Raw genomic sequence first — 18,996 nt, 5'->3', positions numbered from 1 at the left:
TGCACGGCCATCGAGACCGGTCGCTTCGACGCCGAGATCGTTCCGGTCCTAATCCCGCAGCGCAAGGGCGATCCCGTCGCCTTCGCCCGCGACGAACAGCCGCGCGCCGGCACCACCGCCGAGGCGCTGGGCAAGCTCAAGCCGGCGTTCAAGAAGGACGGCAGCGTCACCGCCGGTAACGCTTCCAGCCTTAACGACGGCGCCGCTGCCGTGCTGCTGATGAGCGCGGCCAAGGCGCAATCACTGGGCCTGCCGGTGCTGGCCAGGATCAAGGCCTACGCCAATGCCGGCGTCGATCCGGCGATCATGGGCATCGCCCCGGTCTCGGCCACCCGCCGCTGCCTGGACAAGGCCGGCTGGAACCTCGCCGAGCTGGACCTGATCGAAGCCAACGAAGCCTTCGCCGCCCAGGCCCTGGCGGTCGGCCAGGAGCTGGGCTGGGACGCGGCCAAGGTCAACGTCAACGGCGGCGCCATCGCCCTCGGCCATCCCATCGGCGCCTCGGGCTGCCGTGTGCTGGTCAGCCTGCTGCACGAGATGATCCGCCGCGATGCGAAGAAGGGCCTGGCCACCCTGTGCATCGGCGGCGGCCAGGGCGTGGCGCTGGCCATCGAGCGCTAAGCCAAAGCCGTAGCTTGGGTCGAGGGGCGCAGCCCCGAAGCCCAACAGGGGCGCGACCCGGCGCGCCCGGTAGACCGCCGTTGGGTTTCGCTGCGCTCAACCCAACCTACGCCGGCCGCAATCGCCACAACGCGCCGACCGAGGGTCGGCGTTTTTCTTGCTAAACTGCCGGCCTTTCCTTTCTCCGAGATGCCGCGCATGCCCGCTCTTGATCTGGCGCTGCGCGCCGCCCTCGATGCCCGCCAACCGCTGCTGGGTGAACTGCACGCCCAGGGTACCGACTGCTACCGCCTGTTCCACGGCAGCCAGGAAGGCGCCCCCGGCCTCACGCTCGATCGCTACGGCCCGCAACTGCTGGTGCAAAGCTTTCACCAACCGCTGCAGCGCGAGGCGCTGCTCGGGCTGCACAGCGCCATCAACGAGCGTCTCGGCCTCGACCTGCACCTGGTCTACAACGACCGCGCAGGCGGCAATTCGCGTGTCGACCGCCGCGACGCGGTGTATCAGGCCACCCCCGAGGCACTGGACGATATGCTCGGCCAGGAGTGGGGCCTGAACTATCGGGTGCGTGGCCGCCATCCCGGGCAGGACCCGCTGCTGTTTCTCGACCTGCGCAACGCCCGCGGCTGGATCAAGGCCAACAGCGCCGGCCAGTCCGTGCTCAACCTGTTCGCCTACACCTGCGGCGTCGGCCTCTGCGCCGCGGCCGGCGGCGCGCGCGAGGTGGTCAACCTGGACTTCGCCGAGGGCAACCTGGCGGTGGGCCGCGAGAACGGCGCGCTGAACCCCAGCCTGCCGGCCATGCAGTTCATCCAGTCCGACTACTTCCCGGCGATCCGCCAGTTGGCCGACCTGCCCGTCGCCAGCCGCCGCGGACAGAAACTGCCGGCCTATCCGCGTCTGGCGCCGCGCCAGTTCGACCTGGTGTTCCTCGACCCGCCAGCCTGGGCCAGGAGCGCCTTCGGCACCGTCGACCTGCTGCGCGACTACCAGAGCCTGCTCAAGCCGGCGATCCTGGCCACCGCCGAGGGTGGCACGCTGGTGTGCTGCAACAACCTGGCGAAGGTGGAGCTGGCCGACTGGCGCGATCAGGTGCTGCGTTGCGCCGCCAAGCTCGGCCGCCCGCTGCGCGACTGCCAGGTGCTGCCACCGGCCGCCGACTTTCCCTCGCACGACGCCAAGCCGCCGCTGAAGACCCTGATCCTGAGGCTCTGAGCGACCCGCGACAGAGAAAAATGCGCGGTGCGGCGCACGCCCGGAACCGAACCGGCGTGCCATACTCCAAGGCATCTCTTCGTCTGGATAGATGACGCCTCGCCATGCCCAAAGGACTGAAGCGCGCGCTGAGCGCCCTGTTGATCGCCCTCTTCCTCTACAGCCTGATCGGCTTCCTGATTCTGCCGGGCATCGCCCTGCGCATCGCCAACCAGCAGCTGGCGCAGTACGCCAGCGTGCCGGCCAGCCTGCAGCGCCTGCAGCTCAATCCCTTCAGCCTGGAGCTGCGCCTGTGGGGCCTGGCCATCGGTGAGCCGCAGCGGCCACAGCTCGGCTTGGCGCAGCTGTACGCCAACCTGCAACTGGACAGCCTGTGGAGCGGCGCCCTGCACCTGGCCGAGGTCGAGCTGGACGGCGCGCACGGCGAGGTGCTGTTCGCCAAGGACGGCACGCTCAACCTCACGCAGCTGTTCAAACTGCCGGAGAGCCCGGCGGACGCCGCCGACGCGCCGCCAAGCGAGCCCTTCCCGCTGCGCATCGACAAGGTCGGGCTGCGCGAGAACTCCCTGCACTTCCAGGACCTGCGCCCCAGCGAGCCGGTGGAGTTCGCCTACGACTCGCTCAACCTGGAACTGCACAACCTCAGCACCCTGGCCGGCGACAACGCCGAAATGACCCTGACCGCCACCGGCCCCCATGGCGGTCGCATCGACTGGCAGGGCCGCATAGGCCTAGTGCCACTGACCTCCAGCGGCAACCTCAAGCTCAGCGACGGCCGCCTGCGCGCCATCTGGCCCTACGTGCGCGATGCCCTGCCGCTGGTCTTGCAGGAAGGCCAGGTCGATCTGAGCAGCGACTACCGCCTCGACCTGTCCAGCGGCACCGAGCTGCAGCTGAGCAAGCTAGCCATCCAACTGGCACCCTTCGCCATCGACAGCCCCGAAGGCAAGCCGCTGCTGCGCCTGCAGCGCCTCGACGTCGCCGACGCCAGCCTGGACCTGGCCAAGCAGCAGGTGCTCATCGGCCAGGTGCGCAGCCAGGGCCTGGAAGCCTGGGCCGCGCGCGAGGCCGACGGCGAGCTGGACTGGCAGAAGCTGTTTGCCGGCAAACCGACGGCAGCCAGCGAGCCGGCGCCGCCCGAGGAGGCGAGCAAACCCTGGCAGGTGCTGCTGCGCGACGTGCAGCTGCGCGACTACCAGGCCCACCTGGTCGACCGCATGCCGCAACAGGCAGTGGCGCTGGACGTCGGCCCGCTGAACCTGGAGCTGAGCGACTTCGACAGCCTCGGCGACAAGCCTTTCGGCCTCAAGCTGGATACCGGCCTGGGCAAACAGGGCAAGCTGCAGGCAGCCGGCCAGGTGCAGCTGCAACCCACCAGCGCCCAGCTCAAGGTCGCCACCCAGGACATCGACCTGCGCCTGGCCCAGGCCTATCTCAGCCCCTTTATCCGCCTGGAACTGCGCAGCGGCCTGCTCGGCAGCGACCTCGAGGTGCAACTCAGGAGCACCGCGCCGCTGGCGCTCCAGGTGAGCGGCAGCGCCAGGATCGACCAGCTGCACACCCTCGACACCCTGCGCGAGCGCGACTTCCTGCGCTGGCAGCAGGTGCGGGTGAACGGCCTCGACTATCGCCACGGCGAAAGCCTCGCCATCGAGCAGGTCGAGCTGGAGCAGCCCTATGTGCGCTTCGTGATCAACGAGAACCTGACCACCAACGTCAGCGAGCTGATCGTGCCGCAGCCTGCCGCGCCGGCTGAGGCTCAGGCGGATGCGGGCAAACCGCTGGCCGTGCGCATCGGCGGCGTGACCATCAACGACGGTTCGGCCAACTTCGCCGACTTCAGCCTGACCCCCAGCTTCGCCACCGCCATCCAGCAGATGAACGGCCGCATCGGCACCCTCGACAACCAGAGCCCGCAGGCCGCCAGCGTCGACATCCGGGGCAAGGTGGACAAGTACGCGCCAGTCAGCGTCAAGGGCAAGCTCACCCCCTTCGACCCGCTCAACAGCCTGGACATCGCCACCAGCTTCAAGAACGTCGAACTGACCACCATCACCCCCTACTCTGGCAAGTTCGCCGGCTACCGCATCCGCAAGGGCCGGCTCAACCTCGACCTGCACTACCGCATCGAGAAGGGCCAGCTCAACGCCGAGAACAAGGTGCTGGTGGAAAACCTGCAGCTGGGCGAGAAGGTCGACAGCCCGGACGCCGTCGACCTGCCGATCCGCCTGGCGGTGGCCCTGCTCAAGGACACCGAGGGCAAGATCGCCATCGAGCTGCCGGTCAAGGGCGACCTCAACAACCCCGAGTTCAGCGTCATGCCCATCGTCTGGCAGACCCTGCGCAACCTGGTGCTGCGCGCGGCGCAGGCACCGTTCAAGTTCGTCGCCGGCCTGGTCGCCGGCGGCAGCGACGTCGACCTCAGCACCGTGCCGTTCGACGCCGGCTCGGACGCCCTGAGCGACGACGCACGCCAGGCCCTCGACACCCTGGCCAAGGCCCTGCAGGAACGCCCGGCGCTGCGCCTGGAAGTGGAAGGCCAGAGCGCCCAGCGCGCCGACGGCCCGCTGCTGGCCGAGCAGCGCCTGCAACGTGAATTCCGCGAGACCTGGTACAAGATGCTGCAGCGCCGCGGCGACAAGGTGCCGGCCAGCGCCGACGAGCTGGTGGTGGACGAGGACGACCAGGCGATCCTTCTCGAAGGCATCTACCGCGCCCGCCTCAAGCAGCAGCCGCCGGCCGAATGGGCCGAATTCGACGACGAGCAGCGTCATCAGCTTATGCGCCAGGCCGTGCTCGACTCCTGGGCGCAGAGCAAGCTGCTGCTGCGCCAGCTGGCTCAGCAGCGCGCGGCGGCGATCAAGGACTACCTGGTCGCCCAAGGCGGCCTGGCCGACGAACGCCTGTACCTGATCGATGTCAATCTAGGAGAGCCCGAGGCCGATGGCCGCGTGCTCACCCCGCTCCACCTGGACAGCGAGTAGCGCCATGCGTCGTCGCCCCTGCACCGCCCTCTGCGCCCTGCTGGCCGCCCTGGCCAGCGCGCCGCTGCACGCCGATACCCTGCGCTGCGGCAGCCAGCTGGTCAGCCTCGGCGACCGTCCCTTCGAGGTCGAACGCAAGTGCGGCGAGCCGCAGCACCGCGATCCCATCGGTTACACCCTGGGCTCCTACGACCGCCGCGAGTACCTGGTCGAGGAATGGGTCTACGGGCCGAGCAACGGCATGCTCAGCATCCTGCGCTTCGAGGGCAACCGCCTGGTCGCCATCGAGCGCCGTCGTCAGCACTGAAACCACACCAGGAACCGCCAGTGATCCGCCTCCACCACGCCCCACTGCTGTTACTGCTGGCCCTGCCGCTGGCCGAAGCCTCCTCCACCTATCGCTGCGGCAGCGCCCTGGTCAGCACCAGCGCGCCGACCAGCGAAGTCCAGGGCAAATGCGGCGAACCGCTGAGCCGCGACTTTCTCGGCTACAAGGAAGTGCTCGACCAGTACGGCTTTCGCAACGAGGTCGCCGTGGAGGAGTGGATCTACGGGCCACGCGGCGGCATGTACCACTTCCTGCGCTTCGAGGGCGGACGCCTGGTGGAGATTCGCAGCAAGCGCGGCATCTGATGCCCGCACCTACGCCAAGGCCCCGCCGACGATGCCGGCGGGGCCTCGGTCTGTAACGCGGCGTCAGAGCTTGTCGCTGAAGTCGCGCAACTCCTGCTGGGCCTTCTCCTTGGTCCAGCCATAGCGTTCCTGCAGCTTGCCGACGAGGTACTCGCTGTGGCCCTCGGCGACGTCCAGGTCGTCGTCGGTGAGGTTGCCCCAACGCTCCTTGATGCGCCCGCTGAGCTGCTTCCACTTACCCTTGATGATGTCGCTGTTCATGGTCATGGCTCCCTGTGGTTGGCGAAGCGGCGGGCCGCAACCCGCCACGCTCACTTATCAGTCGGCGGCTTTCAGGCCGTCGGCCGACACGTCACGCACGCCCTCGATTTCCTTGGCCTTGGCGATGGCCAGTTCGCGCTCGGCCTCGCTGGCCACCACGCCGGACAGCGCGACCACGCCCTGATTGGTCTCGACCTTGATGTCCAGGCCGCTCAGGCTCTGGTCGGCGATAAAGCTGGATTTGACCTTGCTGGTGATCCAGGTGTCGGACACCGCCTGCTCGGCCTTGTCCACGCTGGTATTGGCAGCCAGCAGGGTCGGCTGCACGGCGTCGGCCGGCTGGGCGAACGCCGTGGACGCCAGCGACAGGCCCAGGGCAGTGGTGGTCAGGGTGGCGAGAGCAATACGCTTGATTGGCTGTTTCATGGTTCGACTCCTGTACGTTCCAGACAATCTGCAGGCCAGCTCCTGGCTGCAGGCTCAACAGGACTTTCGCAAGGCCTGTGCCAGCTTTTAAGAACTCACAATACTGTTATTTTTCAATAGCTTATGAATACACCCAGATAGGCGAAACCTTGCATTTCGCCGAACCCCGCGCAAAAGCCTCGGGCAAATTGCACGACGCGGATCTGCGGCCAGGGTTTTGCCGCGCGCAAAGAAAAGCCCCGCAGAGGCGGGGCTTGTCCTTGCAGCGAGCGAGTCGTCAGACGCCGGATGCCTCGGCGGCGGCGACGTCCTTGATCGACAGCTTGATACGGCCGCGGTTGTCCACGTCCAGTACCAGTACCTTCACTTCCTGACCTTCCTGCAGCACGTCGGTGACCTTCTCCACGCGCTGATCGCTGAGCATGGAGATGTGCACCAGGCCGTCCTTGCCCGGCAGGATGTTGACGAAGGCGCCGAAGTCGACGATGCGCTCGACCTTGCCGACGTAGATCTTGCCGATCTCGGCTTCCGCAGTGATGGCCAGAACGCGCTGCTTGGCCGCCTCGGCCGCTTCCTTGGTTTCGCCGAAGATCTTGATCGAGCCGTCGTCTTCGATATCGATCGAAGCCTTGGTCTCTTCGCAGATGGCGCGGATGGTGGCGCCACCCTTGCCGATGACGTCGCGGATCTTGTCCTGGTCGATCTTCATCGCCAGCATGGTCGGCGCATTGGCCGACAGCTCGCTGCGCGACTGGGCGATGACCTGGTTCATCTGGCCGAGGATGTTCAGGCGCGCTTCCAGCGCCTGCTCCAGCGCCTGCTCCATGATCTCTTCGGTGATGCCCTGGATCTTGATGTCCATCTGCAGCGCGGTGACGCCCTTGGCGGTACCGGCTACCTTGAAGTCCATGTCGCCCAGGTGGTCTTCGTCGCCGAGGATGTCGGTCAGTACGGCGAATTTCTCACCTTCCAGCACCAGGCCCATGGCGATACCGGCCACCGGCGCCTTCATCGGCACACCGGCGTCCATCAGCGCCAGGGAAGCGCCGCAGACCGACGCCATGGAGGAAGAACCGTTGGACTCGGTAATTTCCGACACTACGCGGATGGTGTACGGGAACTCGTCGGCGCTCGGCAGCATGGCGGCAACACCACGACGGGCCAGACGGCCGTGGCCGATTTCGCGACGGCCAGTGGCACCCATGCGACCACACTCACCGACCGAGTAGGGCGGGAAGTTGTAGTGCAGCATGAAGGGGTCTTTCTTCTCGCCTTCGAGGGTGTCGAGCAGCTGTGCGTCGCGGGCGGTACCGAGGGTAGCCACGACCAGCGCCTGGGTTTCGCCACGGGTGAACAGCGCCGAACCGTGGGTCTTGTCCAGTACACCGACTTCGATGTTCAGGCCACGCACGGTGCGGGTGTCACGACCATCGATACGCGGTTTGCCGTTGACGATGTTCTCGCGCACGGTGCGGTATTCGATTTCGCCGAAGGCGTCTTTGACTTCACCGGCAGTAGGCTGACCTTCTTCACCGGAGAACTTGGCGACGACCTGATCGCGCAGCTCGCCCAGGCGCGCGTAGCGGTCCTGCTTGATGGTGATGGTGTAGGCCTGGGAAATCGCCTCGCCGAACTCGCCACGGATGGCGTTCAGCAGTGCGGTGTTTTCCGGCTTCGGCTGCCAGTCCCAGGTCGGCTTGCCGGCTTCGGCAGCCAGCTCGGCGACAGCCTGGATGACCACCTGGAACTCCTCATGGGCGAACAGCACGGCGCCCAGCATCTGGTCTTCGGTCAGCTCTTTGGCTTCCGATTCGACCATCAGCACGGCGTCCTTGGTACCGGCCACGACCATGTCCAGGCTCGAGGCCTTGAGCTGCTCGTAATTCGGGTTCAGCAGGTAGCCGGTTTCCGGATGGAAGGCGACGCGCGCGGCACCGATCGGGCCGTTGAACGGGATGCCGGAGATGGCCAGGGCAGCCGAGGTACCGATCATCGCCGCGATGTCCGGATCGGTCTTCTTGCTGGTGGAAACCACGGTGCAGATGACCTGCACTTCGTTCTGGAAGCCTTCCGGGAACAGCGGACGGATCGGACGGTCGATCAGACGCGAGGTCAGGGTTTCCTTCTCGGAGGGACGCGCCTCACGCTTGAAGAAACCACCCGGGATCTTGCCGGCAGCGTAGGTCTTTTCCTGATAGTGCACGGACAGCGGGAAGAAACCTTTGCTTGGGTCGGCAGTCTTGGCGCCGGTTACGGCGACCAGCACGCTGACGTCGTCGTCAACGGTGACCAGCACGGCGCCGGAGGCTTGACGGGCGATACGGCCAGTCTCGAGGGTAACGGTCGACTGACCGAACTGGAATTTCTTGATTACCGGGTTCACGGTGTTTTCCTTCTCTTTGTTGCCTTGGGGGAAATTGGAAAGAAGCGCGGGAGTCGGACCCGGTGCATCCCTCGAAAAGCCAAAAGCTGGAAGCCCAGCGCCACGAGGTGAGGATCACTCCCCACTCGCGACGCCGAACTCCCAGCTTCCAACTTGTGCAGCTCGCGTCTATTAACGACGCAGGCCCAGGCGACCGATCAGGGCGCTGTAACGACTGGTGTCCTTGCCCTTCAGGTAGTCCAGCAGCTTACGACGCTGGTTAACCATACGGATCAGACCACGACGGCTGTGGTGATCCTTACCGTTGGCCTTGAAGTGGCCTTGCAGCTTGTTGATGTTGGCGGTCAGCAGGGCTACCTGCACTTCCGGGCTACCGGTGTCGCCTTCAGCTTGCTTGTAGTCGTTAACGATCTGGGCTTTTTCTTCAACGCTGAGTGCCATGTTGGCTTCCTCTCATCTGGAAACTGCCGAAGCAGTCTCAATAGGCCGGGAATCGCTTCCCGTGTTTTAAAAAGAGGTATGACCGTGCCTACTAACAGCCACCCTCGCAGTCCTGCCGCTGGTATCGCCAGCTTCAGGCTTCAGCCCTCGGGGCCGAACCATTCGGCGTTACCGGCAACCACCGACAACACCTGCCGACGCCATGCGCCGGTATCAATTCAATCCGGGCCCTAAGACCCGTGTCTGCACCCGGTGCTAGGCACCGGTGTAAATCAATCGACGCGGGGCGATACGCCCATCGTCGCTCACTTCGCCGATGCCGATGAAGCGACCGGTGTGATCCTGCACCCGCACCATGCCGAACTTCGGTGCTTCCGGCGCGCGTACCGGCTGCCCTTGCAACCAGTAGAACGCGCTGTGTTCGGAGAACTGCAGCAGCGGCCAGTCCTGCAAGCCGCTCTCGACCGGCTGCAGGAAGCGATCGAGCGCTTCGTTGCCACCTTCGGCATGCGCCGCTTCCAGCTCTTCCAGGGTCACGGTACGGCTCAGGTCGAACGGCCCGGCCTTGGTCCGGCGCAGCTCGGCGACGTGCGCGCCGCAACCGAGCAGTTGGCCGAGATCCTCGACCAGGGTCCGAATATAGGTGCCCTTGCTGCAATCCACCGCCAGGCGGGCCTGCTCGCCCTCGCAGGCCAGCAAATCCAGGCGCGCAATAGTAACAGAACGCGCCTCGCGCTCCACTACCTCGCCGGCACGGGCCAGCTTGTAAAGTGGCTGGCCGTCCTTCTTCAGGGCCGAGTACATCGGCGGTATCTGCTTGATTTCGCCGCGAAAACGCGGCAACAGCGCCTCGATCTCGGCACGACCAACGGTCACCGGACGCCGCTCCAGCACCTCGCCCTCGGCATCGCCGGTGGTGGTGGTGACACCGAGCTGGGCCAGGGTCTCGTAGCCCTTGTCGGCATCGAGCAGGTACTGGGAGAACTTGGTCGCCTCGCCGAAGCACAGCGGCAGCACGCCGGTGGCCAGCGGATCGAGGCTGCCGGTGTGGCCGGCCTTCTCCGCGTTGAGCAGCCAGCGCACCTTCTGCAGCGCGGCATTGGAGGTGAAGCCGCGCGGCTTGTCCAGCAGGATGATGCCGTCGACCTTGCGCCGTATACGTTTGACCTGCGCCACGCTTAACCCTCGCTGCCGTCCTGGTGCTTGCGATCTTCCGCCACCGCACGCTCGATCAGCGCCGACAGCTCGGCGCCGCGGCGGATGCTGGCGTCGTACTGGAAGTGCAGCTGCGGGATGGTGCGCACCTTCATCGACTTGCCCAACAGCATGCGCAGATAACCGGCTGCCTCGCCGAGGATCTCCAGGTTTAGCTTGATCTGCTCGGCATCGTCGTCCTTGCCCATCACGGTGATGAACACCTTGGCATGGGACAGGTCGCGGCTGACGTCCACTGCGGTGATGGTCACCAGGCCCAGGCGCGGGTCCTTGATCTCGCGCTGGATCATCAGGGCCAGCTCGCGCTGCATCTGATCGCCGATACGCTGGGTACGGCTGTAGTCTTTGGCCATTTCTACTTACCTTTCCTTCGCCCGCCGCCTGTTCGGCGTCGGGCTCAAAAGCGGCAAACGCCCGGCCGCGCTTGAGCGGGGCCGGGCGTTGCGTTATCGCGCCGGGTTGCTTACAGGCTGCGCGCCACCTGGACCTTCTCGAACACTTCGATCTTGTCGCCGACCTTGACGTCGTTGTAGCTCTTCACGCCGATACCGCATTCCATGCCGGCCCGCACTTCGGACATGTCGTCCTTGAAGCGGCGCAGGGACTCCAGTTCGCCTTCGAAGATCACCACGTCCTCACGCAGTACGCGGATCGGACGGTTGCGGTACACGGTACCCTCGATGACCATACAGCCGGCCACGGCGCCGAACTTCGGCGAACGGAACACGTCACGCACCTCGGCGATGCCCAGGATGTTCTCCCGCACGTCGCTGCCGAGCATACCGGTGAGCGCCTTCTTGACGTCCTCGATGATGTCGTAAATGACGTTGTAGTAGCGCATGTCCAGGCCTTCGGCCTCGACGATCTTGCGCGCACCGGCATCGGCACGGACGTTGAAGCCGAACAGCACGGCGTTGGAGGCCAGCGCCAGGTTGGCATCGGACTCGGTGATACCACCGACGCCGCCACCGACCACGCGCACCTGCACTTCGTCGTTGCCCAGGGTGCTGAGCGAGCCTTGCAGGGCTTCCAGAGAGCCACGCACATCGGCCTTGAGCACGATGTTGAGGGTCTTCTTCTCTTCCTGGCCCATGTTCTCGAAGATGTTTTCCAGCTTGCCGGCATGCGCACGAGCCAGCTTGACCTCGCGGAACTTGCCCTGACGGAACAGCGCAACTTCGCGGGCCTTCTTCTCGTCGGCCACCACCATCATCTCGTCACCGGCATCCGGCGTGCCGTCCAGGCCGAGAATCTCGACCGGAATCGACGGACCGGCTTCCTTGATCGACTTGCCGTTCTCGTCGAGCATGGCACGCACACGGCCGTAGTTGACGCCGACCAGAACCATGTCGCCCTGACGCAGGGTACCGTCCTGAACCAGCACGGTGGCCACCGGGCCGCGGCCCTTGTCCAGGCGCGATTCGACCACCACACCACGGCCCGGGGCCGACGGCGTGGCTTTCAGCTCGAGCACTTCAGCCTGCAGCAATACGGCTTCGAGCAGTTCGTCGATACCGGTACCCATCTTGGCCGAAACATGTACGAACGGCGCGTCGCCGCCCCACTCTTCCGGGATGACGTCGAGAGCGGCCAGGCCGTTCTTGATGTTGTCCGGGTTGGCATCGGGCTTGTCGATCTTGTTCACCGCGACCACGATCGGCACGCCAGCCGCTTTCGCGTGCTGCACCGCTTCCTGGGTCTGCGGCATCACGCCGTCGTCCGCCGCCACCACCAGGATGACGATGTCGGTGGCCTTGGCACCGCGGGCACGCATCTGGGTAAACGCAGCGTGGCCAGGGGTGTCGAGGAAGGTCACCATGCCGCGGTCGGTTTCCACGTGGTAGGCGCCGATGTGCTGGGTGATGCCACCCGCCTCACCGGAGGCCACCTTGGCACGACGGATATAGTCGAGCAGGGAGGTCTTGCCGTGGTCGACGTGACCCATGACGGTCACCACCGGCGCGCGCTGGAAGGCCTCGCCCTCGAACTTCAGCGACTCGGCCAGCTGCTCTTCCAGGGCGTTGTCGCTGACCAGCTTGACCTTGTGGCCGAATTCCTCGGCGATCAACTGGGCGGTTTCCTGATCCAGCACCTGGTTGATGGTCACCGGAGTGCCCATCTTGAACATGAACTTGACGATTTCCGCGCCTTTGATGGCCATCTGCTGGGCCAGGTCGGAAACGGTAATGGTCTCGCCAATCGATACGTCGCGCACAATAGGACCTGTCGGGCTCTGGAAGCCATGCTGGTTGCGCTTCTTCATCTTGGCCTTGCCACGGCCACCGCGACGGAAGCCGTCGCTCTCTTCGTCGACGCTGCGCGGAGCGACGCGCGGAGCCGGCGCCTTCTCCTTGACGGTCGGACGATGCTGGGTGTGCTTGCGATCGCGGCGCTCGTCGTCGTCGCTGCGCGTCTTCTCGGGACGGCGCACCTCATCCTTCTTGCGCTCGGCCTCGACCACGGGAGCAGCCACTACCGGCTCGCTGATCGGCGCGGCAACCGCGGCAACGCCATCAACCGCCGCCGGAGCGGCAGCCGTCTGGCGCTTGGCCTCTTCCTCGGCCTTGCGCTTGGCTGCTTCCTCGGCCTTCAGGCGCTCGGCCTCGGCTTCGGCGCGCTGGGCTTCCAGCTCGCGCTGCTTCTCGGCTTCCAGCTCTTCCGGGCTGCGCTTGACGAAGGTCTTCTTCTTGCGCACTTCGACACTGATGGTCTTGCTGCCAGCCACCCGCAGGGTGCTGGTGGTCTTGCGCTGCAAGGTGATCTTGCGCGGCTCTTCGACCTTGTCGCCGTGACTGCTCTTGAGATGGGCCAACAGGGCCTGCTTCTCGCTATCGGTCACTACTTGTTCGGCGCTGTCGTGGGACAGCCCGGCTTCACGCATCTGCTGCAGCAGGCGCTCCACCGGTGTGTCGACCACTTGGGCCAGTTCTTTCACCGTGACTTGCGTCATGCATCTTTCTCCTCAGGCCGCAACCGCTTATTCGAACCAGTGGGCTCGAGCGGCCATGATCAGCTTGCCGGCACGTTCTTCGTCGATGCCGTCGATGTCGAGCAGGTCGTCGATCGACTGCTCGGCCAGGTCTTCACGGGTAATCACGCCGCGCAGCGCCAGCTCCAGAGCCAGCGCCTTGTCCATGCCTTCCAGTTCCAGCAGATCATCCGCCGGATGGGCATCGGCCAACTTCTCCTCGTTGGCGATCGCCTTGGTCAGCAGACGATCCTTGGCCCGTGCACGCAGCTCATTGACGATGTCCTCGTCAAAGCCATCGATGCTGAGCATTTCTTCCATGGGTACGTAGGCAATCTCTTCGAGACTGGTGAAACCCTCTTCGACCAAGACTTGGGCCAGCTCTTCGTCGACTTCCAGCTCGTCGATGAAGGACTGCATGATGTCGCCGGTTTCCGCCTGCTGCTTGGCCTGGATGTCCGCCTCGGTCATCACGTTCAGCGTCCAGCCGGTCAGCTGGCTGGCCAGGCGCACGTTCTGGCCGCCGCGGCCGATGGCCTGAGCCAGGTTGTCCTCGGCGACGGCGATGTCCATGGCATGGGCATCTTCATCGACGATGATCGCCGCCACTTCGGCCGGCGACATGGCGTTGATCACGAACTGCGCCGGGTTGTCGTCCCACAGCACGATGTCCACGCGCTCGCCGCCCAGCTCGCCGGAAACCGCCTGCACGCGCGAACCGCGCATGCCGATGCAGGCACCCTGCGGGTCGATGCGCTTGTCCTTGGAGCGCACGGCGATCTTGGCGCGCGAACCCGGGTCACGGGAAGCGGCCTTGACGTCGATCAGCCCTTCGGCGATTTCCGGTACTTCGATGCGGAACAGCTCGATCAGCATTTCCGGCGCGGTACGCGACAGGATCAGTTGCGGACCGCGGTTCTCGGTGCGGATTTCCTTGAGCAGGGCGCGCAGACGCACGCCGACGCGGAAGGTCTCGCGCGGGATGATGTCTTCGCGGGCCAGCAGCGCCTCGGCATTGTTGCCCAGGTCGACGATGACGTTGTCGCGGGTGACCTTCTTCACGGTGCCGGAGATGATCTCGCCCAGGCGCTCGCGGTAGGCGTCGACCACCTGCGCACGCTCGGCCTCGCGCACCTTCTGCACGATGACCTGCTTGGCGGTCTGCGCGGCGATGCGGCCGAACTCGATGGACTCGACCTTCTCCTCCAGCACGTCGCCGATCTTGGCGCCGGCTTCCATGGCCTGCGGCATGTCTTCAGTCAGCTGGTAGGCCGGGTCTTCGAATTCGGACTCGTCGACCACGGTCCAGCGCCGGAAGGTCTCGTAGCTGCCGTTCTGCCGGTTGATCGTCACACGCAGATCGACTTCGTCTTCAAAACGTTTCTTGGTTGCGGTCGCCAGAGCCAACTCCAGCGCCTCGAAAATTACGCTAGCCGGCACACCCTTTTCGTTGGATACCGACTCAACAACTAGCAGTACTTCTTTGCTCATCGTACGCCTCGCCTTTCGCAATCCATTGGATCTGCACCATCCGCGCTACTTGCGCCATTCGCGCTAGCCGCAGAGCTCTCGCGGGATCCGCGTCTCAATCAAACCGGGGGATAATGTTGGCCTTGTCGATCAGGTCGACCGGCAACAGGTACTCGTGGTCATCCACCTGCACTACCACGTCCTGTTCCTCCACACCGCGGAGGAGGCCTTGAAAGTTGCGCCGCCCGTCGAAAGGCGAACGCAGCTTGATCTTCACTTGCTCGCCAGCGTGAGCGGCGAACTGCTCCAGGGTGAACAACGGCCGGTCCATGCCGGGCGAAGACACTTCCAGGGTGTACTCCGAGGTAATGGGATCCTCGACGTCCAGCACACCGCTGAGCTGACGGCTGACGATCTCGCAATCGTCGATCAGGATGCCGCCTTCCTTGTCGATATAGACACGCAGCAGCGAATGACGCCCCTGCGACAGGAACTCGATGCCCCAACACTGGTAACCGAGTGCTTCGATTACCGGGGCCAACAAGGCCTGCAACTGTTCTAGCTTGCTCGACACTTAACGGCCCTCGCGCATGCTGTGCAAATAAAAAATGGGCGAAACGCCCATCCCTTCGAACCGCCTGAAATGCCGGCGGACACTGTCTTTCAGCTAACAAAAAGCCCCTGAAAAGGGGCCTGCTGAAACTGGTTGCGGGGGCTGGATTTGAACCAACGACCTTCGGGTTATGAGCCCGACGAGCTACCAGACTGCTCCACCCCGCGTCAAAGCTGGGCCGGAATTATACGGCTGCCCCCCTCGAGGGTCAACCGAGACTCCAGCAACAAGAAAGCCCGCGAACTGCGGGCTTTCTTGAGTATGGTACCGAGGAGGGGACTCGAACCCCTACAGCCTATGGCCACTACCACCTCAAGGTAGCGTGTCTACCAATTCCACCACCTCGGCAAAACTGTTACTGCTCGGGAGCCTCCGGCACATCCGACGAATCGGTGGCGGGCGCTTGCTCTTCGAGCACCGGCACATCTTCTGCTGCCGGCTTTTGTTGAACTTCCAGAACCGCTGGATCTGGCAGACCAACCTGGGTCATCGCATCAGCTTTTTCTTTAGCAAAGAACGCTAAGCCCAAGCTAGTAATGAAAAAACCGGTGGCGAGTATAGCAGTAAACTTACTCAGAAAGGTAGAGGAACCTTGGCTTCCGAATACGGTTGCCGAAGCCCCCGAACCGAACGATGCACCAGCATCGGCACCCTTGCCCTGCTGCAATAGCACCAGCACCACTACACCGATCGCACCCAGCAGGTGCAGAACCACAATGACTGTTTCCAGCATTCTTCAGTTTCCTGCAGCGCGACAGATCGCACCGAATTCATCCGCATTCAGAGAGGCTCCACCCACAAGCCCCCCATCGATATCCTGCATGCCGAACAACTCGGCTGCACTGGCGGCCTTCACACTGCCGCCATAAAGAATTCTCAGACCGCTCGCCACCTCGGCATCCGCCTGCGCAACCTGGGCGCGGATCGCCGCATGCACTTGCTGGGCCTGCTCGGGCGTAGCGGTCAGCCCGGTACCTATGGCCCAAACCGGCTCGTAAGCCACCACCGCCTTTGCAAGCGACTCGACACCCAGAGCGTCGATCACGGCAGCCAACTGAGCACCCACCACATCCAGCGTCGCACCGGCCTCGCGCTGCTCGCGCGTCTCGCCGAGACAAAGCACCGGCACCAGCCCCGCGACCTGCGCCGCGGCGAACTTGCGAATCACCGCTTCGTCGCTCTCGCCCAGGATCAGGCGCCGCTCGGAGTGGCCAACCAACACCAGCTCGCATCCCGCATCGACCAACTGACTCGTCGCCAGCTCACCGGTCAAGGCGCCCTGCTCCGCCTGTGCCGCACAATTCTGCGCACCCACTTTCACAGCGCCAGCGGCCAGACCGGCCACGACCTGGGCTATATGCAAGCTGCCAGGGAATACCGCGACTTCGACCTCAGCCGGAAAGTCCAGCTGGCGAAGCTCTTCGATCAGCTCTGCGACGCTGGCGCGGGTACCGTGCATTTTCCAGTTACCGGCGACCAAGGGGCGACGCATGTTTTACCTCGTCGATCAAAGAGGGCGCAGATGTTACCCAAGAGCACCCTCGGTAGCAAGCTCAATCAAGCACAGACTTCGGCAACAATCTTAGCCAATTCATCGGCATAGCCGCGCACCAAGCTTTCCTCGTCGCCCTCGACCATCACCCGCACCAACGGCTCGGTTCCCGACTTGCGCAGCAGCACCCGACCACGACCGGCCATGCGCTCGGTCACCCGGTTGCAGGCTTCCTGCACCGACGGGTGCGCGAGCGGATCGACATCGCCGCCCAGACGCACATTGACCAGCACCTGCGGGCACTTCTTCAGCCCGCCGCGCGCCTCGGCCAGAGTCTGCTCGCGACGCTTGAGCGCCATCAGCACCTGCAGCGCGGCGACGATCGCGTCGCCGGTGGTGGTGTGCTGGAAGCACACCAGGTGCCCGGAATTCTCCCCCCCCAGCTGCCAGTTGCGCGCCAGCAGCTCGGCGATCACGTAGCGATCGCCGACCTTGGCCCGCACGAAGGGGATGTTCAGTTCGGCCAGAGCCAGCTCCAGGCCCAGGTTGCTCATCAGCGTGCCGACCACACCGCCGCGCAGACGACCGCGCTCCTGCAGATCGCGGGCGATGATGAACAACAGCTCGTCGCCGTCGACCACTGCGCCGTGCTGATCGACCATCAGCACCCGGTCCGCGTCGCCGTCGAAGGCGATGCCCAGATCGGCCTGCTGCGCGACCACTTCGGCCTGCAGGGCGGCGATATGGGTCGAGCCGCAAGCGTCGTTGATGTTCAGCCCGTCAGGCTGCGCCGCCATCACCCGCACCTCGGCGCCCAGTTCGCGGAACACGCTGGGGGCGACCTTGTAGGCGGCGCCGTGGGCGCAGTCGACGACGATCTTCAACCCCTTGAAGCTGGTGCCGCTGGGCACGCTACCCTTGCAGAACTCGATGTAGCGCCCCGAGGCATCGTTGATCCGCGAGGCCTTGCCGATTCCGGCAGACTCCACCACGGTCATCGGCTGATCGAGCAGCTCCTCGATCATCAGCTCCACATCGTCAGGCAGCTTGGTGCCCTCGCGGGAGAAGAACTTGATGCCGTTGTCGTCGTGCGGATTGTGCGAGGCGCTGATGACGATGCCGGCATCGGCCTGGAAGGTACGCGTCAGGTAGGCGATGGCCGGCGTCGGCATCGGCCCGAGCAACTGCACGTCGGCACCGGCAGCGGCCAGACCGGCCTCCAGGGCGGATTCGAACATGTAGCCGGAAATTCGCGTGTCCTTGCCGATCAGGATGCGGCACTTGCCCTGCTTGCGGAAGGCCATGCCCGCCGCCCAGCCGAGCTTGAGCATGAAATCCGGAGTGATGGGGAATTGACCGACGCGGCCACGAATGCCGTCGGTGCCGAAGTATTTTCTAGCCATACCGCTTTCCTTGTTAGTGCGCCGCTTCCACCGCGGCGATCATCCGCACCACGTCCACCGTTTCGGCGACGTCGTGCACACGCAAAATATGGGCGCCCTTGGTCAGCGCCAGGGCCGCCAGCGCCAGGCTGCCATACAGGCGCTCGCCCACCTCGTGACCGAGCACCTTGCCGATCATGCTCTTGCGCGACACGCCAACCAGCAGCGGGCGGCCGAGGACGGAGAGCTCGCCCATACGCTTGAACAGGGCCAGATTGTGCTCCAGGGTCTTGGCGAAACCAAAGCCCGGATCGAGCACGATCCGCTCGGCGGGAATACCGGCCGTCGCGCAGGCTGCCATGCGTTCTTCGAGAAAGTCGCGCACCTCGACCAGGATATCCGGGTACTGCGGGTCGTCCTGCATATTGCCGGGCTCGCCGCGCATATGCATCAGGCATACCGGCAGGCCGCTGTCGGCGGCGGCATCCAGCGCGCCATCGCGCTGCAGCGAGCGCACGTCGTTGATCAACCCGGCACCGAGTCGCGCCGTTTCGCGCATCACCGCCGGGGTCGAGGTGTCGACCGAGATGATCACGTCCAGCTCACGGGCGATGGCCTCGACCACCGGCGCCACGCGCTCCAGCTCCTCGGTCGGCGAAACCACGCGCGCGCCGGGGCGCGTCGACTCACCGCCGACGTCGATCAGCGTCGCCCCTGCCGCGACCATGGCCGCGGCATGGCGCAGCGCGGCGTCGCGCGCAGTGAAGCGGCCGCCATCGGAGAAGGAATCGGGGGTGACATTGAGGATGCCCATCACCTGCGGACGGGACAAATCAAGAAGCCGGCTGCCACAGGGCAGCCGGCTTGGGTATTGCGCGAGGGACATAGGCGA

At 64.9% G+C, this 18,996-nt stretch carries 18 protein-coding genes and 2 tRNA genes; 5 read left to right on the top strand and 15 right to left on the bottom strand.

Annotated features, from left to right (window positions below):
- The 5 genes from EA796_RS14505 to EA796_RS14485 form a co-directional block, all read left to right on the top strand.
- A partial coding sequence (locus EA796_RS14505) for an acetyl-CoA C-acyltransferase (protein ID WP_122109098.1) occupies nucleotides 1-621 on the top strand: 621 nt, incomplete at its 5' end.
- Nucleotides 622-819: 198 nt separating this feature from the next.
- Nucleotides 820-1,836, top strand: coding sequence for a class I SAM-dependent rRNA methyltransferase (locus EA796_RS14500; RefSeq protein ID WP_122109097.1), 1,017 nt, complete (start codon nucleotides 820-822; stop codon nucleotides 1,834-1,836).
- 104 nt (nucleotides 1,837-1,940) lie between these two features.
- Complete coding sequence (locus EA796_RS14495; protein WP_122109096.1) at nucleotides 1,941-4,820, top strand: DUF748 domain-containing protein; 2,880 nt, start codon at nucleotides 1,941-1,943, stop codon at nucleotides 4,818-4,820.
- A gap of 4 nt (nucleotides 4,821-4,824) precedes the next feature.
- Entirely contained in the window at nucleotides 4,825-5,127 is a 303-nt protein-coding gene (locus EA796_RS14490; protein ID WP_122109095.1) for a DUF2845 domain-containing protein, read from the top strand.
- Nucleotides 5,128-5,150: 23 nt separating this feature from the next.
- Nucleotides 5,151-5,453, top strand: a complete 303-nt coding sequence (locus EA796_RS14485; RefSeq protein ID WP_031303269.1) for a DUF2845 domain-containing protein — start codon at nucleotides 5,151-5,153, stop codon at nucleotides 5,451-5,453.
- Between the two features lie 63 nt (nucleotides 5,454-5,516).
- On the opposite strand, the gene EA796_RS14480 is transcribed toward EA796_RS14485, so the two are convergent.
- The 15 genes from EA796_RS14480 to folP form a co-directional block, all read right to left on the bottom strand.
- Nucleotides 5,517-5,714 carry a CsbD family protein gene (locus EA796_RS14480; protein WP_122109094.1) on the bottom strand — a complete coding sequence of 66 codons (198 nt, stop codon included), beginning with the start codon at nucleotides 5,712-5,714 and terminating at the stop codon, nucleotides 5,517-5,519.
- A 57-nt stretch (nucleotides 5,715-5,771) separates the two neighbouring features.
- Complete coding sequence (locus tag EA796_RS14475; protein ID WP_021444597.1) at nucleotides 5,772-6,140, bottom strand: BON domain-containing protein; 369 nt, start codon at nucleotides 6,138-6,140, stop codon at nucleotides 5,772-5,774.
- Nucleotides 6,141-6,417: 277 nt separating this feature from the next.
- On the bottom strand, nucleotides 6,418-8,523 hold the full coding sequence (gene pnp / locus EA796_RS14470) for a polyribonucleotide nucleotidyltransferase (protein ID WP_122109093.1): 2,106 nt from the start codon (nucleotides 8,521-8,523) through the stop codon (nucleotides 6,418-6,420).
- Nucleotides 8,524-8,694: 171 nt separating this feature from the next.
- On the bottom strand, nucleotides 8,695-8,964 hold the full coding sequence (gene rpsO / locus EA796_RS14465; RefSeq protein WP_004424394.1) for a 30S ribosomal protein S15: 270 nt from the start codon (nucleotides 8,962-8,964) through the stop codon (nucleotides 8,695-8,697).
- 255 nt (nucleotides 8,965-9,219) lie between these two features.
- Nucleotides 9,220-10,140: a tRNA pseudouridine(55) synthase TruB gene (truB, locus tag EA796_RS14460; RefSeq protein ID WP_122109092.1), complete on the bottom strand. Its 921-nt coding sequence runs from the start codon at nucleotides 10,138-10,140 to the stop codon at nucleotides 9,220-9,222.
- Nucleotides 10,141-10,142: 2 nt separating this feature from the next.
- Nucleotides 10,143-10,532, bottom strand: coding sequence for a 30S ribosome-binding factor RbfA (gene rbfA, locus EA796_RS14455; protein ID WP_021444600.1), 390 nt, complete (start codon nucleotides 10,530-10,532; stop codon nucleotides 10,143-10,145).
- A gap of 110 nt (nucleotides 10,533-10,642) precedes the next feature.
- The gene (gene infB / locus EA796_RS14450; protein ID WP_021444601.1) at nucleotides 10,643-13,129 is read right to left on the bottom strand and encodes a translation initiation factor IF-2; all 2,487 of its coding nucleotides are present in this window, start codon (nucleotides 13,127-13,129) and stop codon (nucleotides 10,643-10,645) included.
- Nucleotides 13,130-13,156: 27 nt separating this feature from the next.
- Nucleotides 13,157-14,638, bottom strand: coding sequence for a transcription termination factor NusA (gene nusA, locus EA796_RS14445; protein WP_031303271.1), 1,482 nt, complete (start codon nucleotides 14,636-14,638; stop codon nucleotides 13,157-13,159).
- Nucleotides 14,639-14,732: 94 nt separating this feature from the next.
- Nucleotides 14,733-15,191 (bottom strand): ribosome maturation factor RimP, encoded by a 459-nt coding sequence (rimP, locus tag EA796_RS14440; protein ID WP_122109091.1) that lies wholly within the window; start codon nucleotides 15,189-15,191, stop codon nucleotides 14,733-14,735.
- Between the two features lie 129 nt (nucleotides 15,192-15,320).
- Nucleotides 15,321-15,397: transfer RNA gene (locus EA796_RS14435), tRNA-Met, on the bottom strand.
- Nucleotides 15,398-15,492: 95 nt separating this feature from the next.
- Nucleotides 15,493-15,578: transfer RNA gene (locus tag EA796_RS14430), tRNA-Leu, on the bottom strand.
- A 7-nt stretch (nucleotides 15,579-15,585) separates the two neighbouring features.
- Nucleotides 15,586-15,963: a preprotein translocase subunit SecG gene (gene secG, locus EA796_RS14425; RefSeq protein WP_122109090.1), complete on the bottom strand. Its 378-nt coding sequence runs from the start codon at nucleotides 15,961-15,963 to the stop codon at nucleotides 15,586-15,588.
- 3 nt (nucleotides 15,964-15,966) lie between these two features.
- A complete protein-coding gene (gene tpiA / locus EA796_RS14420; protein ID WP_122109089.1) occupies nucleotides 15,967-16,722 on the bottom strand; it encodes a triose-phosphate isomerase in 756 nt (251 codons plus the stop codon).
- A 65-nt stretch (nucleotides 16,723-16,787) separates the two neighbouring features.
- Nucleotides 16,788-18,125 carry a phosphoglucosamine mutase gene (glmM, locus tag EA796_RS14415; protein WP_122109088.1) on the bottom strand — a complete coding sequence of 446 codons (1,338 nt, stop codon included), beginning with the start codon at nucleotides 18,123-18,125 and terminating at the stop codon, nucleotides 16,788-16,790.
- 13 nt (nucleotides 18,126-18,138) lie between these two features.
- Nucleotides 18,139-18,990, bottom strand: coding sequence for a dihydropteroate synthase (gene folP, locus EA796_RS14410; RefSeq protein WP_122109087.1), 852 nt, complete (start codon nucleotides 18,988-18,990; stop codon nucleotides 18,139-18,141).
- Between the last annotated feature and the right edge of the window lie 6 nt (nucleotides 18,991-18,996).

Source organism: Pseudomonas sp. AOB-7 (assembly GCF_003696305.1).
Classification (GTDB): domain Bacteria; phylum Pseudomonadota; class Gammaproteobacteria; order Pseudomonadales; family Pseudomonadaceae; genus Aquipseudomonas.
This window is presented reverse-complemented; position numbering and strand designations above follow the sequence as displayed.